12 protein-coding genes and 2 tRNA genes are annotated in these 17,024 nt (G+C 35.9%); 5 read left to right on the forward strand and 9 right to left on the reverse strand.

The window, feature by feature from the left end:
• Positions 1–140: 140 nt before the first annotated feature.
• The 5 genes from ACMHJ2_RS16825 to ACMHJ2_RS16845 all read right to left on the reverse strand — a co-directional run bounded on the left by ACMHJ2_RS16825 (position 141) and on the right by ACMHJ2_RS16845 (position 3,829).
• Positions 141–214, reverse strand: a tRNA-Asn gene (locus ACMHJ2_RS16825).
• A gap of 48 nt (positions 215–262) precedes the next feature.
• Positions 263–336, reverse strand: a tRNA-Asn gene (locus tag ACMHJ2_RS16830).
• A gap of 82 nt (positions 337–418) precedes the next feature.
• Positions 419–1,069, reverse strand: coding sequence for a trimeric intracellular cation channel family protein (locus tag ACMHJ2_RS16835; protein WP_413514020.1), 651 nt, complete (start codon positions 1,067–1,069; stop codon positions 419–421).
• A gap of 17 nt (positions 1,070–1,086) precedes the next feature.
• The gene (locus tag ACMHJ2_RS16840) at positions 1,087–2,379 is read right to left on the reverse strand and encodes an aldehyde dehydrogenase family protein (protein ID WP_413514021.1); all 1,293 of its coding nucleotides are present in this window, start codon (positions 2,377–2,379) and stop codon (positions 1,087–1,089) included.
• Between the two features lie 496 nt (positions 2,380–2,875).
• On the reverse strand, positions 2,876–3,829 hold the full coding sequence (locus ACMHJ2_RS16845; RefSeq protein ID WP_413514022.1) for an NAD-dependent epimerase/dehydratase family protein: 954 nt from the start codon (positions 3,827–3,829) through the stop codon (positions 2,876–2,878).
• A gap of 196 nt (positions 3,830–4,025) precedes the next feature.
• Between ACMHJ2_RS16845 and ACMHJ2_RS16850 the strand changes: the two genes are divergently transcribed.
• Both ACMHJ2_RS16850 and mfd read left to right on the forward strand, forming a co-directional pair.
• The gene (locus ACMHJ2_RS16850; RefSeq protein ID WP_413514023.1) at positions 4,026–4,625 is read left to right on the forward strand and encodes a hypothetical protein; all 600 of its coding nucleotides are present in this window, start codon (positions 4,026–4,028) and stop codon (positions 4,623–4,625) included.
• Between the two features lie 3 nt (positions 4,626–4,628).
• Positions 4,629–7,982, forward strand: a complete 3,354-nt coding sequence (mfd, locus tag ACMHJ2_RS16855; RefSeq protein WP_413514024.1) for a transcription-repair coupling factor — start codon at positions 4,629–4,631, stop codon at positions 7,980–7,982.
• Between the two features lie 108 nt (positions 7,983–8,090).
• Here mfd and ACMHJ2_RS16860 read toward each other — a convergent pair whose 3' ends face one another.
• Both ACMHJ2_RS16860 and pafA read right to left on the reverse strand, forming a co-directional pair.
• Complete coding sequence (locus ACMHJ2_RS16860) at positions 8,091–11,015, reverse strand: M16 family metallopeptidase (RefSeq protein ID WP_413514025.1); 2,925 nt, start codon at positions 11,013–11,015, stop codon at positions 8,091–8,093.
• A 116-nt stretch (positions 11,016–11,131) separates the two neighbouring features.
• Entirely contained in the window at positions 11,132–12,778 is a 1,647-nt protein-coding gene (gene pafA, locus ACMHJ2_RS16865) for an alkaline phosphatase PafA (RefSeq protein ID WP_413514026.1), read from the reverse strand.
• A 303-nt stretch (positions 12,779–13,081) separates the two neighbouring features.
• Between pafA and ACMHJ2_RS16870 the strand changes: the two genes are divergently transcribed.
• The 3 genes from ACMHJ2_RS16870 to ACMHJ2_RS16880 all read left to right on the forward strand — a co-directional run bounded on the left by ACMHJ2_RS16870 (position 13,082) and on the right by ACMHJ2_RS16880 (position 14,943).
• Positions 13,082–13,645, forward strand: a complete 564-nt coding sequence (locus ACMHJ2_RS16870) for a Crp/Fnr family transcriptional regulator (RefSeq protein WP_413514027.1) — start codon at positions 13,082–13,084, stop codon at positions 13,643–13,645.
• A gap of 91 nt (positions 13,646–13,736) precedes the next feature.
• On the forward strand, positions 13,737–14,426 hold the full coding sequence (locus ACMHJ2_RS16875) for an HAD family hydrolase (RefSeq protein ID WP_413514028.1): 690 nt from the start codon (positions 13,737–13,739) through the stop codon (positions 14,424–14,426).
• Positions 14,427–14,469: 43 nt separating this feature from the next.
• Entirely contained in the window at positions 14,470–14,943 is a 474-nt protein-coding gene (locus tag ACMHJ2_RS16880) for a hypothetical protein (RefSeq protein WP_413514029.1), read from the forward strand.
• A gap of 65 nt (positions 14,944–15,008) precedes the next feature.
• Here ACMHJ2_RS16880 and ACMHJ2_RS16885 read toward each other — a convergent pair whose 3' ends face one another.
• Positions 15,009–15,710, reverse strand: a complete 702-nt coding sequence (locus ACMHJ2_RS16885; RefSeq protein ID WP_413514030.1) for an outer membrane beta-barrel protein — start codon at positions 15,708–15,710, stop codon at positions 15,009–15,011.
• Between the two features lie 10 nt (positions 15,711–15,720).
• A complete protein-coding gene (locus ACMHJ2_RS16890; protein ID WP_413514031.1) occupies positions 15,721–17,019 on the reverse strand; it encodes a TolC family protein in 1,299 nt (432 codons plus the stop codon).
• Positions 17,020–17,024 lie beyond the last annotated feature (5 nt).

The following is a 17,024-nucleotide window of genomic DNA, read 5'->3' on the forward strand; positions in this document are numbered from 1 at the left end:
ATTAAAACAGGGAAATCGCTCAAAAGATGTTTTCTTGTAGTCCATAACTTTCCCCTCTGACCTACAGTTCGTTCTAGGATTAAATGAGCCTTATAATACCATAAAAAAAGCCTTACAAGATTTCTTGTAAGGCTTTTTTGCTCCCCCTCTTGGGCTCGAACCAAGGACCCTCTGATTAACAGTCAGATGCTCTAACCAACTGAGCTAAGGAGGAAGGTATTTTATACCTACCTAAAGGTTACACGGTAAAGCTTTTGCTTTGCTCCCCCTCTTGGACTCGAACCAAGGACCCTCTGATTAACAGTCAGATGCTCTAACCAACTGAGCTAAGGAGGAAGGTGTGTTACCTTTATTGCGTTGCAAATATAGTGTGTTTTCTGCTTTTTACAAATCTTTTATGCAAAAAAACTGACTTTTTTCAGCTTTCTCCTTTAAGGGTAGGCAATCCTAAGCGATAACGAGTTGCTATCAAACGAATTACAAAAACAGAGGCCGCTGTAGAAACTTGAACAATTTTTGAATCTAACCCTATTGCTGCAAGGATATAGTAAATAAACACGCCAAATATACAAGCCAAGGCATACCATTCTTGTCTAAAAATGGCGGGGATTTCATTAATCAAGATATCGCGAATCATTCCGCCTACTACCCCTGTAATCGTAGCCATAATAACGACCACCCAAAACGGATAGCCTAGAGCCAGTGTTTTTTCTGCTCCAACCACCACAAACAACCCCAATCCAATACTATCAAACCAAAGAAATGTATTGTTTAAGCGGATGAGTTTTTGGGGAAACATAATCACAAGCATCATTGCAATGACGGTACACCAAACATAGACACTGGTTAGCATCCAGAAAGGAGTAACCCCTAACAACAAATCCCGAAGTGTACCACCACCCGTTGAAGTAACAAACCCTACCACAAAGGCGCCAAACCAATCAACACTTTTTGCAGAAGCCAATCGAATTCCTGAGATTGCAAAAGCAATCGTACCAAAAAACTCAATGATATCCACAAATGCAATTCCCGTCCAAAACGTGACAAAAGTGTGTATTAACTCATTCATAGACGATCCAATATACTTTATTTAATAACAACTGTTTTTTTATTTACGAAGGCAAGTAAACCTTCTTCAGACATCTCTCTGCCGATTCCAGAAAATTTGGTTCCACCAAAAGGCACACGAGGATCAGAAATAACCATTTCATTAATAAATACGGCACCGTCATCAAAATGATGTATCCACTGTTTTAACTCCTCCTTGTCTTTGCCAAAAATAGAAACGCCTAATCCAAAACGAGAATCATTACTCAATGCAACAGCTTCTTCCATCGCATCAAACCCCACAACAACTGCCAAGGGACCAAATGTTTCTTGTGTAAAAGCAGGCATTTGATTCGTAACATCCGTTAATACCGTTGGCTCAAACCAATTTTGATCTCTTTTTCCACCACAAACAATACGCGCACCTAACTGCACGGACTCGTTTAATACGGTTTCTAGCTCAATTGCGAGATCTTCTCTAGCCATCAACCCTATTCTAGTATCCAAGTCCATTAAATTGCCCTGCTTCATTTTTTTGGCTTCTTTTGCCAAACGACTCGTAAATTCTTCTTTAATCGAATGATGAACCAAAAATCGTTTGGCAGCAATACAACTTTGTCCTGTATTTTGAAAACGAGCCAATAAAGCAAGGGGGATAACCTTATCTAGATTAACATCCTGAGTTACAATAAAAGCATTGCTCCCTCCTAATTCTAAGAGTACGGGCTTAATTAAACTACCTGCTTTTTGAGCCACTGCACTCCCTGCAGGCTCACTTCCTGTGAGCGAAACCCCTTTTATAGCGGGATGCTCAATGACTTCTTCTACTTCTTTTCCAGGAATAGAAAGACTAAAATAGACCGTATCAAATCCCTCTACATCAAAACAAGAGGCCAACGCCTGAGCAGATAATGGAACATTACTCGCGTGTTTTAAAACCACCGTATTCCCGGCTAACAAAGTTGGAATTGCAAATCGAAATACTTGCCAAAAAGGAAAATTCCAAGGCATAACACCCAGAATTACCCCCAGAGGATCATGTACAATATACGTTTCTGACCATTTGGTTTGAATATGACGTCCTTCCAAGATAGTTTTACCTTCTTCGATATAATAATCAATCAGTGTTGCACATTTTTCTACTTCAGCTATCGATTGACTAATTGGCTTATACATATCCTGCGTAATCATCATCCCGTATCGTTCTTTATTACTCAAAAGTTTATCTTTTACTTTTTTGAGATACGCGATGCGAGTATCAATCGAGACAGTACGCCAATTTGAATAAGCTACTTCGGCTTTTTCTATAATACTTTCTACTTCCTTTTTCATATCAAACTAATTTTTTGTCTTATAAATTTACAACATCGGCTAAACTAATCTTAGTAATCCTTAAAAAAAGGAGCTTTTTTTTTAAAAAACACGATGAGGAATATCAATACCAACTCCTTATACCATCAATATAACACGTATCTTTGTAGTAATCAAATTCTGTAATATAATGAATAAAACAGTCAAACTATTGGGATTGGGATTAGTTCTCTTTGCACTGAGTCTCCTTTTAAAAGCCTTTCATATAATCAACAACACCGTGAGTAATGCTGTAATTTTACTAAGTTTTGTTTTTATCATTATATCGCTCTACCATCTCGTTTTCACTAGGTTGCGAAAAAAGTAAAAGGAATAAAAAGAGCGATTGAACCTGTACTTATCTATTCGTTTTCGCTATTTTACTCACAAAAAAAAACAGCAGCAAACAAAGGTTCACTACTGTTTTTCTTATTTTTTATTCGCGTATTTATAGCGAGTATCAGAAATTCTGATGCTTTTACTTCTTTAAAACGTTGCTTAGGTTTTCAAGCATCACTTCAGTCATGGCAGATAAATCGTATTGGTGTTTCCAATTCCAATCTTGCTGTGCGCTGCTATCATCAATACTTGCCGGCCAGCTATCCGCAATCGCTTGACGGAAATCAGGTTCATATTCGATTGTAAAATCAGGAATATGCTTGGTAATTTCTGCGGCAATTTCTTCTGGTGTAAATGAAATACCTCCTAAGTTATACGAAGAGCGAATCTTTACAGCTTCTTTTGGCGCTTGCATAATTCCTACCGTCGCATCTAAAGCATCATCCATATACATCATTGGCAAGCCTGTTTTTTCAGATAAAAAACAGTTATAGTGCTTATCTTCAATCGCTTTATAGAAAATATCCACCGCATAATCTGTCGTTCCACCACCTGGAGGAGTTGTCCAAGAAATTAACCCTGGATAACGAATACTGCGTACATCTACACCGTATTTATTAAAATAATATTCGCACCAACGTTCGCCCGTTTGTTTTGAAATACCATATACGGTACTTGGTTCCATAACGGTATATTGAGGTGTATTTTCTCTAGGGGTAGTTGGACCAAATACAGCAATAGAAGAAGGCCAAAATATTTTTTTAATTTTTCCTTCTTTGGCTAAGTTTAAAACGTGAAATAACGAATTCATATTCAACTCCCATGCAAAAGCAGGATTTTTTTCTGCCGTAGCAGAAAGCAAAGCAGCCATTAAATAAACCTCTTCTACTTGGTATTTTTCAATTACATGAGCCACGGCGTCGAACTCCATTGCATTGACGATTTCAAAAGGTCCTGAGCTCATTAAAGCTTCATTTCCCTCTCTAATATCTGAAGCTATAACATTCTCATTACCATAGATATTACGCAACTTTAATGTAAGCTCTGAGCCAATTTGCCCACATGCTCCAATAATTAATATTTTGGTTCCCATTAATTTTGTATTTAGTTGCACAAATATAGCCGTTGCCAGACAATAAATCAACGTAAAAATGGACAATTCTAAAACAGAATAAATAAAATAGTGGCGCCTTGACCCAAAAATGAATTGAAATTCGCTATGGTTTATCGCAAAGCAACTCAAATAAATTCAATAACATTCGTAAATTTGGGCTTTGAAATTCAAGCATATGAAAAACATTTGGATGATTCTACTCCTAGTAGTTGGTTTGAGTCTTACGTCTTGTAAAAAGGAAATTGACCAAAGTCAAATAGAACAAACAAAAATTCAACAATACAACGATAGTGTATTTACCCATTTAATGAAAGAATGGAAATTTAAGATTCCTAAACCATCCAAAGAATTAGCTCCTATTTTAGAAGAATGGAAAGCATGGACGACACTTATGAATGAATTAAAGTTGCGTCCAGTATCGACAATTGGTGCTTTTCAAAAAAAAGCAACTACCCTAACTGAAGTTGCACAAAATCTAACCTATCAAGGCTATCCAATCCAATTAGATACACCTGATATCAAAGCGAGGTATTCTACCTTGCTTACTTCTTTTCAAAATCTAGAAATGTTTATTGATTTAGACCCTGTAGATATAAAGCAAGTCGACAAATGGTTAAACAATATTCAACTTAGTTTAGATGATATCGTTCGAATGATGGAAGAAAATCTTGTCCGTCAAAATTATGTCAAAGAAGAGGGAGAAGATACCATGTTGGAAGATATGCAGGAATTTAGAAACGAAATGCGAAGAGCTAATCCCGAAGAAGAAGAATAATTTATGGAAATAAAGAAGCATTTTAATGAGGCTGTACAAACGCACAAGGTTGTACACGATTTATTAAATAGTAGACAACCTATACTTTTCAAAGGTCTTATTGGATCAGCCTTATCCTTTCAAATGGAAAGTCTATTCCGACAAACTGAACTTCCTTTCTTACTCGTTTTTAATGACAAGGAAGAAGCGGCTTATTACCTCAATGATTTAGAGCACTTTATCAACAAACAAGATGTGCTATTTTATCCAGGCTCTTATCGCCGTCCTTATCAAATAGAAGAAACAGACAATGCAAATGTACTCTTGCGTGCAGAGGTTTTAAATCGAATTAGTTCTCGAAAAAAACCAGCAATTATCATTTCCTATGCGGAAGCCATTTTTGAGAAAGTGGTCACTAAAAAGGTATTAGAAAAAAACACCCTAAAAGTACAGGTTGGCGATCAACTATCTATTGATTTTGTCAATGAGACTCTCTTTGAATACAACTTCAAACGCGTTGATTTTGTGGCTGAACCCGGTGAATTTTCTGTACGAGGTGGTATTATAGATGTTTTCTCTTTTTCCAATGACCAGCCCTACAGACTTGAATTTTTTGGGGATGAAATAGACAGCATTCGAACTTTTGATGTAGAAACCCAATTATCAGTGGACAAGCAAAAAAAAATCACGATTATTCCGAATGTAGAAAATAAATTTACAGCAGAAACAAGAGAGAGTTTTTTAGCCTACATTCCAGAAAAAACGGTGATTCTTGCTCAAAATACGGCATTTATTGTGGATCAATTGAATCACAATTTTGATAAAGCACGTACTATTTTTGAAAAATTAAACAAGGAACTTAAATATTCCAATCCTAGTGAAATGTTTTTAAACGGTACTGATTTTTTACATCAAATACCGCTTTTTAACTTCATTGAACTAACTGAAACCAAACATATTACTCCTACCAAGCAGTATGTGTTTCACACAAAACCTCAACCGTCATTTAACAAACAGTTTGATTTATTAGTTCGCAATTTAAATGACAATTCAGACAACGGGTATACCAACTATCTTTTTTGTGCAAATGAAAATCAAGCGCGTCGTTTTAAGGAGATTTTCGATGCGATGCGCGATGAAAATAAGCAGCAAGTCGTACAACAATATCAAACACTTGTGCTACCTATTTACGAAGGTTTTATTGATGATGAAAAACAAATTGCTTGTTATACCGATCACCAAATTTTTGAACGTTACCACAAGTTCACACTAAAAAATGGGTATACCAAAAAGCAAACCATCACCCTCAAAGAGATTAATTCATTAGGAGTTGGAGATTATGTAACGCATATTGACCACGGGATTGGAAAATTCGGTGGATTACAAAAAATTCAGGTCGAAGGAAAAACCCAAGAAGCCATTAAGCTGGTGTATGCCGATAATGATATTGTCTATGTAAGCATTCACGCTTTGCACAAAATTGCCAAATACACAGGCAAAGATGGGGCAATACCCAAAATTCATAAGTTAGGTTCTTCGGCGTGGAAAAATTTAAAATCAAAAACCAAAGCGCGTGTCAAGCACATTGCGTTCAACTTGATTCAACTGTACGCCAAGAGACGAACTCAAAAAGGTTTTCCATGTGCACCAGATAGCTATTTACAGCATGAGCTCGAAAGCTCCTTTATTTATGAAGATACACCCGATCAATTAAAAGCAACTCAAGAGGTAAAAGCAGATATGGAACTCGATCGTCCTATGGATCGCTTGGTTTGTGGTGATGTTGGTTTTGGAAAAACAGAGGTAGCCATACGTGCTGCTTTTAAAATGGTTGACAATGGCAAACAAGTAGCCATTCTTGTACCTACGACCATCTTGGCCTTTCAACATTTTAAAACCTTTACTGAACGTTTGAAAGACATGCCCGTTCGTGTGAGCTACATCAATCGCTTTAGAACAACGAAGCAAAAAAATGAAATTATAAAAGATTTAGAATCGGGTCAAATAGATATCCTTATTGGAACACATCAATTAGTCAATAAAAATTTTGTATTCAAAGACTTAGGCCTATTAATTATCGATGAAGAACAGAAATTTGGTGTTGCTGTAAAAGATAAATTAAAAATACTTTCTGAGAATGTAGATACGTTGACCCTAACTGCAACGCCAATTCCTAGAACCCTTCAATTTTCATTGATGGCTGCTCGCGATTTGTCAGTTATCACCACTCCTCCACCAAATCGCTATCCTATTGAAACCAATGTGGTAGGATTTAATGAAGAAATCATTCGCGATGCGGTTGCTTATGAGATTGAACGCGGTGGACAGGTGTATTTCGTCAACAATCGCATTGAAAATATTCGTGAAGTTGCTGGGATGATTCAACGACTTGTACCAGATGCTAAGGTTGGTGTTGGCCATGGACAAATGGAAGGAAAAAAACTGGAAGAGTTGATGTTAGCTTTTATGGATGGTGAATTTGATGTGCTTGTAGCTACCACCATTATTGAAAGTGGTTTGGACGTACCGAATGCCAATACGATTCTAATTAACAACGCCAATAATTTTGGCTTGTCTGATTTACACCAAATGCGTGGTCGTGTAGGCCGAAGTAATAAAAAAGCATTCTGTTATTTTATCTGCCCGCCTTATTCGGCTATGACAGACGAAGCCCGCAAGCGAATACAGGCTTTAGAGCAATTTAGCGATTTAGGCAGTGGCTTTAACATTGCAATGAAAGACTTAGAAATTCGAGGGGCTGGTGATATTCTAGGTGGGGAACAAAGCGGTTTCATCAATGAAATTGGTTTTGATACCTACCAAAAAATCATGCAAGAGGCTATCGAGGAATTGAAAGAAAACGAGTTTAAAGAGCTTTATACCGAAGACACAAAAGAAGAAAATAGAGTCTTTGTTCGCGATTGTCAAATCGATACGGATTTTGAGATTTTATTCCCTGATGAATATGTCAATAATATCACAGAGCGCTTGAATTTATATAATGAATTAAGTACAATCACGACGGAAGTTGCTTTGAAAGCCTACGAACAGCGACTGATTGATCGCTTTGGACCACTTCCAAGGCAGGCTATTGCCCTTTTAGACAGTTTGCGTATCAAATGGCATGCTACAAACCTAGGCATTGAAAAAGTCTTCTTAAAACAAGGGAAAATGGTTTGTTATTTTATTGGGGATCAAACATCCGGTTTCTATACCTCTCCAAAGTTCAGACAAGTCCTAACTTTTGTTCAACAAAGTTCGCATTTGTGCAAAATGAGGGAAAAAGAAACAAAAAACGGACTGCGTTTGATGTTGTCTTTTGAACAGGTGAAATCGATTAAAAAAGCTTTAGAATATTTGTCCAATATTGATGAATAAAATACCCCTATAACGAAGGGAATAAATAGGTGCTTTCCTCCTTTTTATCCACATAAAAAAAGCGATAACTGATTTAGTTATCGCTTTTTTTTATTTATTTTCATTCGATTAATACCCGAATAAATCTTCTAAAGTTAATTCTTTGATGGTACCGAATTTTTTAACGGCTTCCCAATCTAAGTTTTCTTTTTTACCTAATAAACCAACATTGAATGTTTTTCCTTTTACATATTGGTTAAAGAAGTGAACTAAATCCGTCATTTTCATTTCTTGCGTTTGCTTGTAAATGTCTTTGTTGATATCGTAGTTAATCCCTCTTTCTTGTAAAGACAACCAGTAATAGAAAATTTGCGCTTTCGTATAGCGTTGGGTTGCGATGTTTTTCAAAGCTGAATTCTTCGCATTCTCAAACTGATTTTGAGCTTGCGGCATATCATTCATTAATTCCATCATGGCATCAACCGCTTGTGGCAATTTATTAGCTTGCGTTCCAACATAAGCCATTACGTAGTTGTATTTATCTAATTTACCTGCATTTGCATAATACGCATACGCGGAATACGCCAATGATTTAGACTCTCTAATTTCTTGGAAAACAACAGAAGCCATTCCTCCTCCAAAGTAGCTGTTAAATACACTTGATGTTGCTAATAAATCTTTATTGAATTTCGATTCTCTACCGCGGTAAGAAATCTCAGCTTGTACCATATCATAGGGCGCAAAGTAAACCGTTCCATCTGTTGCTGGTTCAGCATACTCTTTCTTAACTGGAACCGCTTTACCTTTTCCTAAATTGTGATCGGCTACAATTGCTTTTTTCACTTTAGCTATATCATTTCCATAGTAAAATGCTTCTTGATTATAGTCAAAGAAAGTATGTAATAAACCTACTAATTCCGTTGGTTTAATCGCTTTCAATTCCGCTTCACTCAAAATATCTTTAAATCTACTCAATTGATTTCCAGATACAATGTAGCTATTTAAGGCACGTTGAATTCCACCTTTGCTTGTTTTAGCATCAAAGCGAGACTTCAAAATTTGGTCTACCAAATTATCGTATGCTTCTTGATCTGCTTTAGCATCCTTTAATAAATGCTCCAATAATTTAATACCTGCAGGTATATTTTCTTTTAATCCAGAAATAGTGATATACGATTTATCCGTTCCTGTATTCAAAGAATAGTCAATACCCAATTTGTAAAACTCTTTGCGAATATCCGCTGCAAAATATGTATTTGTTCCGATATAATCTAAATAACCTAAAGCTAAGCTCAGTTTTTTATCGTGATCTGACCCTATAGGTGTAAGATACGTTACAGTTGCTAAATCATTTGTTACGTTATCAATACTATATAAAGTAGTTTTGATTTTACCGATTTGCTCTCTTTTTAAAGCTTTTGTAAAATCAACAAATTCAGGTTGAATATCTTTTACTGCAACTTTATTTAAGGCTTTATAAAATTCTGATTCGCTATCTCTATTTAAATCAATAGGCGTAATTCCAGGATTTTCAACGCGAACTAAGTCTTTATTTTCTCCTTGACGTTTGTAAATAATTGCATAGTTATCTTTGTAATGTTCATTGGCAAAGCGAATGATATCTGCCTTGGTGATTTTTTCCATGCGGTCAATTTCACTTACAGCTTCTTCCCATGATCTACCTTGAATAAAGGTCTGATACATTTCCGTTGCCATAGCATCGTTATCTTCCAAGGCTTTCATTGAATTCTTTCTCAATTCATTGATAACTGCTTGCAATAACCACTCGTCAAATTCTCCTTTTTTGATTTTGTCGATTTGCTCTAGTAAGATATCTCTCACCTCATCCAAAGTTTGCCCTTCGTTTGGCATACCTGTTAATTGGTGTACAGAATAATCTTTCATAATCATGGGTGAACTACCCGCATAAAGTGCTCTTTGCTTTTGATTGATATCTAAATCAATCAAACCTGCTTGACCATTGCTCAATAGCATATCAATCATAGCAACATACAAAGCATCCGATGTTTTAGCTCCCCCTAAACGAAAGCCCATTTCTACGCGTTCTGCTTGTGGACTGAAAACCTCTCCTACTTTAATTCCTTGGATAGGTTGTTCAACCGCTACATATTCTTTCGGTTGAGTTCCTTTTTGCATTGCCCCAAAATATTGGTTCACCAACTGAATCGTCTCATCAAACTGAATATCTCCAACTAAAACAACGGCAATATTATTTGGTACATAATATTGGTCGAAATAATTGTGAATCGCCACCATAGAAGGATTTTTCAGATGTTCTGAAGTACCAATAGTCGTTTGTGTTCCGTAGTGTGTTGTTGGAAACAACAAAGCCATCATTTTTTCATGTGATGCCCAATAATCGTTATCCTGACCACGGTTAAACTCTTCATAAACAGCTTCTAATTCCGTATGGAATAAACGCAATACTAATTGTGAAAAACGCTCTTTCTCAATGATTAAGAATTTTTCTAATTCATTGGATGGAATTACGTTTTTATATACCGTTTCCTCAAACCACGTATGTGCATTTGTACCAGATGCTCCAATAGAAGCTACGGATTTATCATATTCATTAGCTACTGCATACTGAGACGCTTCCTTAGAAATTTCATCAATCCTTTTATAAATTGCCTTTTTCTTCTCTGGATTTGTTTCATTTTTATGTTGCTCATACAAGTCAGAAATCTTTTTGATTAACGCTTGTTCGACTTCCCAATTAACCGTTCCTAATTTAGATGTCCCTTTGAATAACATATGTTCTAAATAGTGCGCTAATCCCGTACTATCTTCTGGATCATTGTTAGAACCCGTACGCACAGGAATGTACGTTTGAATTCTAGGTTCATCGTGATTTTGTGCTAAATAAACCTTTAAACCGTTGTTTAACGTATAAATTCTAGCCTTAGCCGGATCGTTTTCTACATATTCATAGCTAAATCCATGGGCATCTGTTTTTGTAAGCGTTTTATATTGAGCGTGTAGTACTCCACTCATTGAGAATATAAAACCAAACAACAAGTATCTTTTTTTCATAAATAGAAAATTTTGTATGCCCAAAGCTAAACATAATTCTCATTTTACAAGCAAAAATAACGTATGGATAAAAAAGAAAACGCCTTTAGTTTTTCACTAAAGACGTCTCTATTTTCTTATTCTTGAATAGCTTCTTGAATTGGTGTTCCAATATTGCCATTTGGAAATTCTATTTTTAGGATTTGCGCAAGGGTTGGTGCAATATCCGTCATATGGGTTTGACGGGTAATTTTTCCAGGTTTAACTCCCCATCCCATGAATACCGCAGGAATATGAGCATCATAGGAGTTCCAGCTTCCATGTGTCGTTCCCTTTCCATCCTTACTTCCACTAAACCACTGTGGTTCTAGTATAATTTGAATGGCTCCACTTCGTTTGTAGTTGTATCCATTTACAATGCGCTCTCTTAGTATTTTAGGTACTGCTGCTCCAGCTGCATTCTTCATATCCACGACAAAAGCTACACCTTCAACTTTTTTGACCATTTTAATTGTGGCAGCTATAATTGCATCTTCATCTAAGTTATTAGCTGCAATGGCGTCATAATTAAAGTGAACTTGATAATTGGCCAAACTTCTCACAAGATCTGCTGTTCCAAATTTACTCGCCAATTGTTCATTTAAATCTTTGCGAATTGTTTTGGTTTCAAAATAGCCTGAATTTCCTTTTTGATCAGCAAAGAACTTCGGATTGTGCGCTGCTCCGTGGTCTGCACTTAAGAACAACGTGTAATTGCCTTTTCCAATAGTTTCATCTAAATAAGTCAAGAAATCCGCAATATCGCGATCTAAACGCAAATAGGTATCTTCTATTTCGATTGAATTAACAGCAAATTGATGACCAACATAATCGGTTGAGGATAAACTAATTGCTAAGAAATCCGTAACATTCAGTGGATTATTTCCCAATTTTTCACTTTCAATCGCGCGTTTAGCAAAATCAAGCGTTAAAGTATTTCCTTGGGGTATGCTCTTAATTAATTCGTATCCATTTTCTTTCTTTAACTTTACTAAATCACGAGGAAAAGTTGGTGCTTTCTCACCTTTAAACGTCTCTTCATATAGATTGTCATCCGCTGTACTCAACGCATACGTATTTAGTGGGTATAAGGTATTCCAACCTTGTTTGTAATATTTATCAACCCATTTCTCTTTGTTGAATCCTTTTACCCATTTCGGTAATTCCTTCATATAAAATGTACTCGTAATCCAATCTCCTGTACTCCCATCCAACCAATAAGCCGCATTGGCGAAATGACCTGCAGGCAAAATTCCACCTCTATCTTTTATGGCAATTCCAATTACTTTTGATTGAAAATTCGTAGCGAGTTTTAATTGATCGGTAACGGTAGATACCAATAAATTTTTCGGCGATTGTTGCCCAACTTTCCCTTCTCCACCAACTGCCTGTACACTATCATCTTGAGTACAATACATATTTTGTCCAGTTGCTTGGATGATGAAATCATTCCCTGCTATACCGTGAATGGCTGGGACACTTCCTGTATAAATTGTACTATGTCCAATTGCAGTATAGGTTGGAACATAGTCTATCAGTGTATTTTCACTTGAGAAACCTTCATTCAACAAACGTTTAAATCCATTGTCACTATATCGATCCGCATAACGATATAAGTAATCCCATCGCATTTGATCAACAACAAGACCAACAACCAATTTTGGTTTTTCTAATTTTTCACTGGCGAAAATCGCGAATGAAAACAAGCAGCTTATTGCTGTAATAATCGTTGACTTAAAATTCATTTTACTTATTTTTTGGGTGTTATTTTAGTAATTAATAGGTTCTAACAAAGCTATTAAAGTCCTTCAACATAGAAAACACCTTCTGTCTTAAAGTTTGTTAGCATATTAGACCTCCTAAAAATTTCATTTTGACAAATAAAGTCTATTTGAATTAATTTCATATTATCTAAGTATTAAATATCTATAATTCTTCCTTTTAGTTCAAAATAGATTATTTAGTTAGTTTTAACCTCTGCTTCACCTTTTCCTCGGAATAACTTATCTTTGTACTCTCTTGAGCAAGTTAAACGTCTCTCCTATATCATGAATATTGAACAAATTCTCACTGCTATTTATCCCCTACCAGAACCTTCGCTTAGTGCGTTAAAAGATTTATGTAGTGAGTTGCACTTACCTAAGGGTGAGATTTTGCTTCAAGCAGACCGGATAGAACACAGTATTTACTTTATCAAACAGGGTGTAGTTCGCGCTTTTTCAACGCATGAAGAAGGAGAAATTACCTTTTGGTTTGGTGAAGAAGGCAGTACGATTTTATCCATGAAAAACTATGTAGAAAATCAAAGAAGTTATGAAAACATTGAATTGCTTGTGGATTGTGAACTTTATCAAGTGAATTTCAATGAACTTAGTCGCTACTACTTAACGGATATCCACATTGCTAATTTCGGAAGAAAATTAGCTGAAAAAGAATTGCTTCGCGTAGAAAAACGCATCATCACAAGGGATTTGCTTTCCGCTACGGAGCGTTATAAAGATTTAATAACGAATAACCCGACCCTTATTCAACGGGTACCACTCAAGTATATCGCCTCTTATTTAGGTATTACTCAAGTAAGCTTGAGTAGAATACGCAAAGATATGTATTAATTATTGCTGTTTATCGTTTCGAAATTTAGATTAAAACCCTTCAACAAGCACAAATCTTTCCTTATCTTTAGGCTCATTCTAACCACACAACATGAATAAGATTAAAGTTGTTGCATTTGATGCAGACGATACGCTTTGGATAAATGAACCTTATTTTAAAGAAGCTGAACAACAATTTTGTATATTGATGGAAGACTACTTAACTCATCAAAGTATTTCACAAATTCTTTTTAAAACTCAAGTAGATAATCTTCCGCTTTATGGCTATGGCATTAAAGGTTTTACGCTTTCTATGATTGAAGCAGCTGAAATCATATCCAAAGGAACCTTAAATGTAAAAATTATTGATAAAATCATCCAAATAGGAAAAGTACTGCTGACAAAACCTGTTGAACTGATTGACGATGTAGAGAATATTCTCCAAGAATTACAAACAAAATATCGATTGGTTGTTGCCACAAAAGGCGATTTAAAAGATCAGCATCGCAAACTACACAAATCGGGTTTGGGTCCTTATTTTCATCATATTGAAGTAATGACTGACAAAGAAAAAATCGATTATGAAAAATTGCTAAAACGCTTAGATGTTCAACCGAATGAGTTTATTATGATTGGTAATTCTTTGCGCTCGGATGTATTGCCTGTCTTAGAATTAGGAGGGTATGCGGTGCATGTACCTTTTCATACTACTTGGTTACATGAACACATTGATCATCCTATTATTCACGAGAATTTTAAATCCATCCAAAAATTATCAGAAGTTAAACAGATTCTACTCTAATTTATTTTTGCTGTTCTTTCACAAATTTAAAAATACACAAACGATGAAAACAAAAATCTTTGTCTTAGCAACCTTCTTACTTTCAGGTTATTTCTTCACTAGCTGTAAGCAGAATGCCAATGAAGCACCTACACCTGCTCCAACTGAAACGCCTCAAGAAACGAATGTAGTAAAAGAAGAATCCATCAACCGCAATTTCGCTTCGGAAGGATATGCTAATAGAGAAAAGGGAGAAGATTGGGTAAAAATCAACATTAAAAGTCTAAAAGAGGATAAAGTAATGATTCATGTAACTTCTAGAGAAGATATTAAAAAACCTACTTGTTCCTTAGAAACTGAAGCTACTAAAGTAAAAGAAAACGTGTATCAAGCCCTTCTACAGGATATCAAAGTAAACTTTTTCATAGAGCATGAAGCGTTAACTATCGATACGGAAAATGAAGGAGATAGAAGTCTTTTATCTTACTACTGTTCCGGTGGTGGGTCATTAAAAGGAACCTATAAATCAATTGATTAAATAAAAACAAGGGACTGTATATTTCAGTCCCTTGTTTCTCTTTCATAAGCAATTCAATTCTTTTTCTAAAAACGATATCCTAGATAAATACCTATATTTTGATTGTAGATTTTAAAGTCAGTAGCTCCTGTATTTTCTTCTACACCAAACGTATTGGAGTTATCAAAAATGGACGCAAATCCTCTGGTATATTGTGCCCCTAGGATTAAACCAAATTTAAACTGATACTCTATACCTGCAGTTATTCCATAATCCATTTTTTGTAAATACTTACTATCTTCCTGATCATCTTCTGTTGAACCAAAAATACCGTGATTTTTATAGGTTTTCCCCTCTTCATCTACCGCAGTAATCGAAGAATACAGCAACATATTGATATACGGCCCTGCATAAACTTGTAATCCCCCTAGTTGAAAAGTAGGACTAATAGGATTTAGACGCAGACTGTGCATTTCTAAAGTTGCATTGAAGATGTGATCCTCTCCTTCCCGTTTGAAATCTGCTCCATAATTTTGGTAATACAGCTCGTGTTTTAGTCCGAAGTATTTACCTAGGCTATTGTCTACACTCACCCCTACAAAAAAGTGATCGCGTTGATTTACTTTACCATCTACGGCTAAATAATTTACGTCATCTCCTTTTAAGGTTGATTGTAGCCATCCTGCTTTTATACTAAACGAAGTTCTTCCCTTTAGATCTTCACTAAAGTCCTGCGCTCTCATTGAAAGCCCAGTTAATACTAGTATACTGAATATAATGTGTTTCATATTGCGCTTCTTAAAAATCAATATCCCAAATACCCACTGCTTTTTCTAGCTCTACCAATGATTCGGCATAACCGAACAACGTTTCGGCATACGCTTGTTGGGTTTCATTATACGTACGTTGAGCTTCGAGTACTTCCAATAAACTACTTGCACCTCGTTGGTAACTGTATTTTATTCCTTCAAAAACTTGTTTGGCTTCTTCCAGCATGCCCGTTTCAAAGCGTTGTATTTGTTTTTGTTTGGTCAAATAGTTTCGATACGCTTGAGCAATTTCTTTTTCTAATTCCAATTCAATCATCTCATACTCCAACTCTGCTTGTCGTTCTTCATATAAGGCTGTTTTTAAACCCGCCTCTCGTCGATTTGAAAATTTTAAAGGAACCGATATGCCTGCTTTTACAACCGTATTTCCAGGGGTAGGTGCCACAGCATTTTTGACAAAAGAATTATTTTCAACCCCCATATTTAATCCTAAATCCACCACGCGCTCTGCTCTAGCTAAGGCAACTTGCCTTCCAGCAACCACCTTATTTTGTTGTGCAACTAAATAATCTGCTCGATTATTTTGCGCTGTAACAATTAAATCGTCCAAATAAAATAAGCGAACAAATTGACTAAAGTCCCCTTCGGGTTCATACACCACTTCGTTTCTTCTTGTACTGATGATGTGTCGAATTTCCATCAAACTGTTTTCCCAAGTATCATCGGCATCTTGCAAATCATTCAACATCGATTTAGCTTCTAACTTACTTTGGATCGCATCTACTTTGCTAATCTGTCCTAAAGAATAGCGAATGCTGTCTGATTTAGCTACTTGTCGCATAGATTCATACGAATCTTTCTGAATATCATATAGCATTTTATTTTGCATCGCTTCTAAAAAAGCAACCGTCGATTCTGCGCGTAGGGTATGGAAGAACTCTTGTAATTCTAGTTCTGCCAAAACTTTTTGATCATGCGCTAAGTTTTTTCTAGCTTTCCGCTTTCCTCCTAGTTCTAAATCCCAGGATAATTCTGCTTCAAAGCCATAGCCCATTTGCAATCGTTTTTGCTGATTATCCGCCCATCCAAAACTCAATTCGGGATCAGGAAACGCTTTTGCTGCTTGCACTTCTGCTTCTGCAATATTAATATTGTATTTTTCAGCAGCATAACTCAGGTTATTTTCTACCATCTTAGATAGAAACTCCTTATAGGTAAGTGAACTTTTAGTTACAGTGGGCTCTGTATGCCCCCCTTGAGCATACAAAGCATTTCCACAAATCATAGCAATAACACTTACACTTATATATATTTTTAGACTCTTCATTTCAA

It is taken from the genome of Myroides odoratus (genome assembly GCF_965118575.1).
Lineage (GTDB): Bacteria > Bacteroidota > Bacteroidia > Flavobacteriales > Flavobacteriaceae > Flavobacterium > Flavobacterium odoratum_B.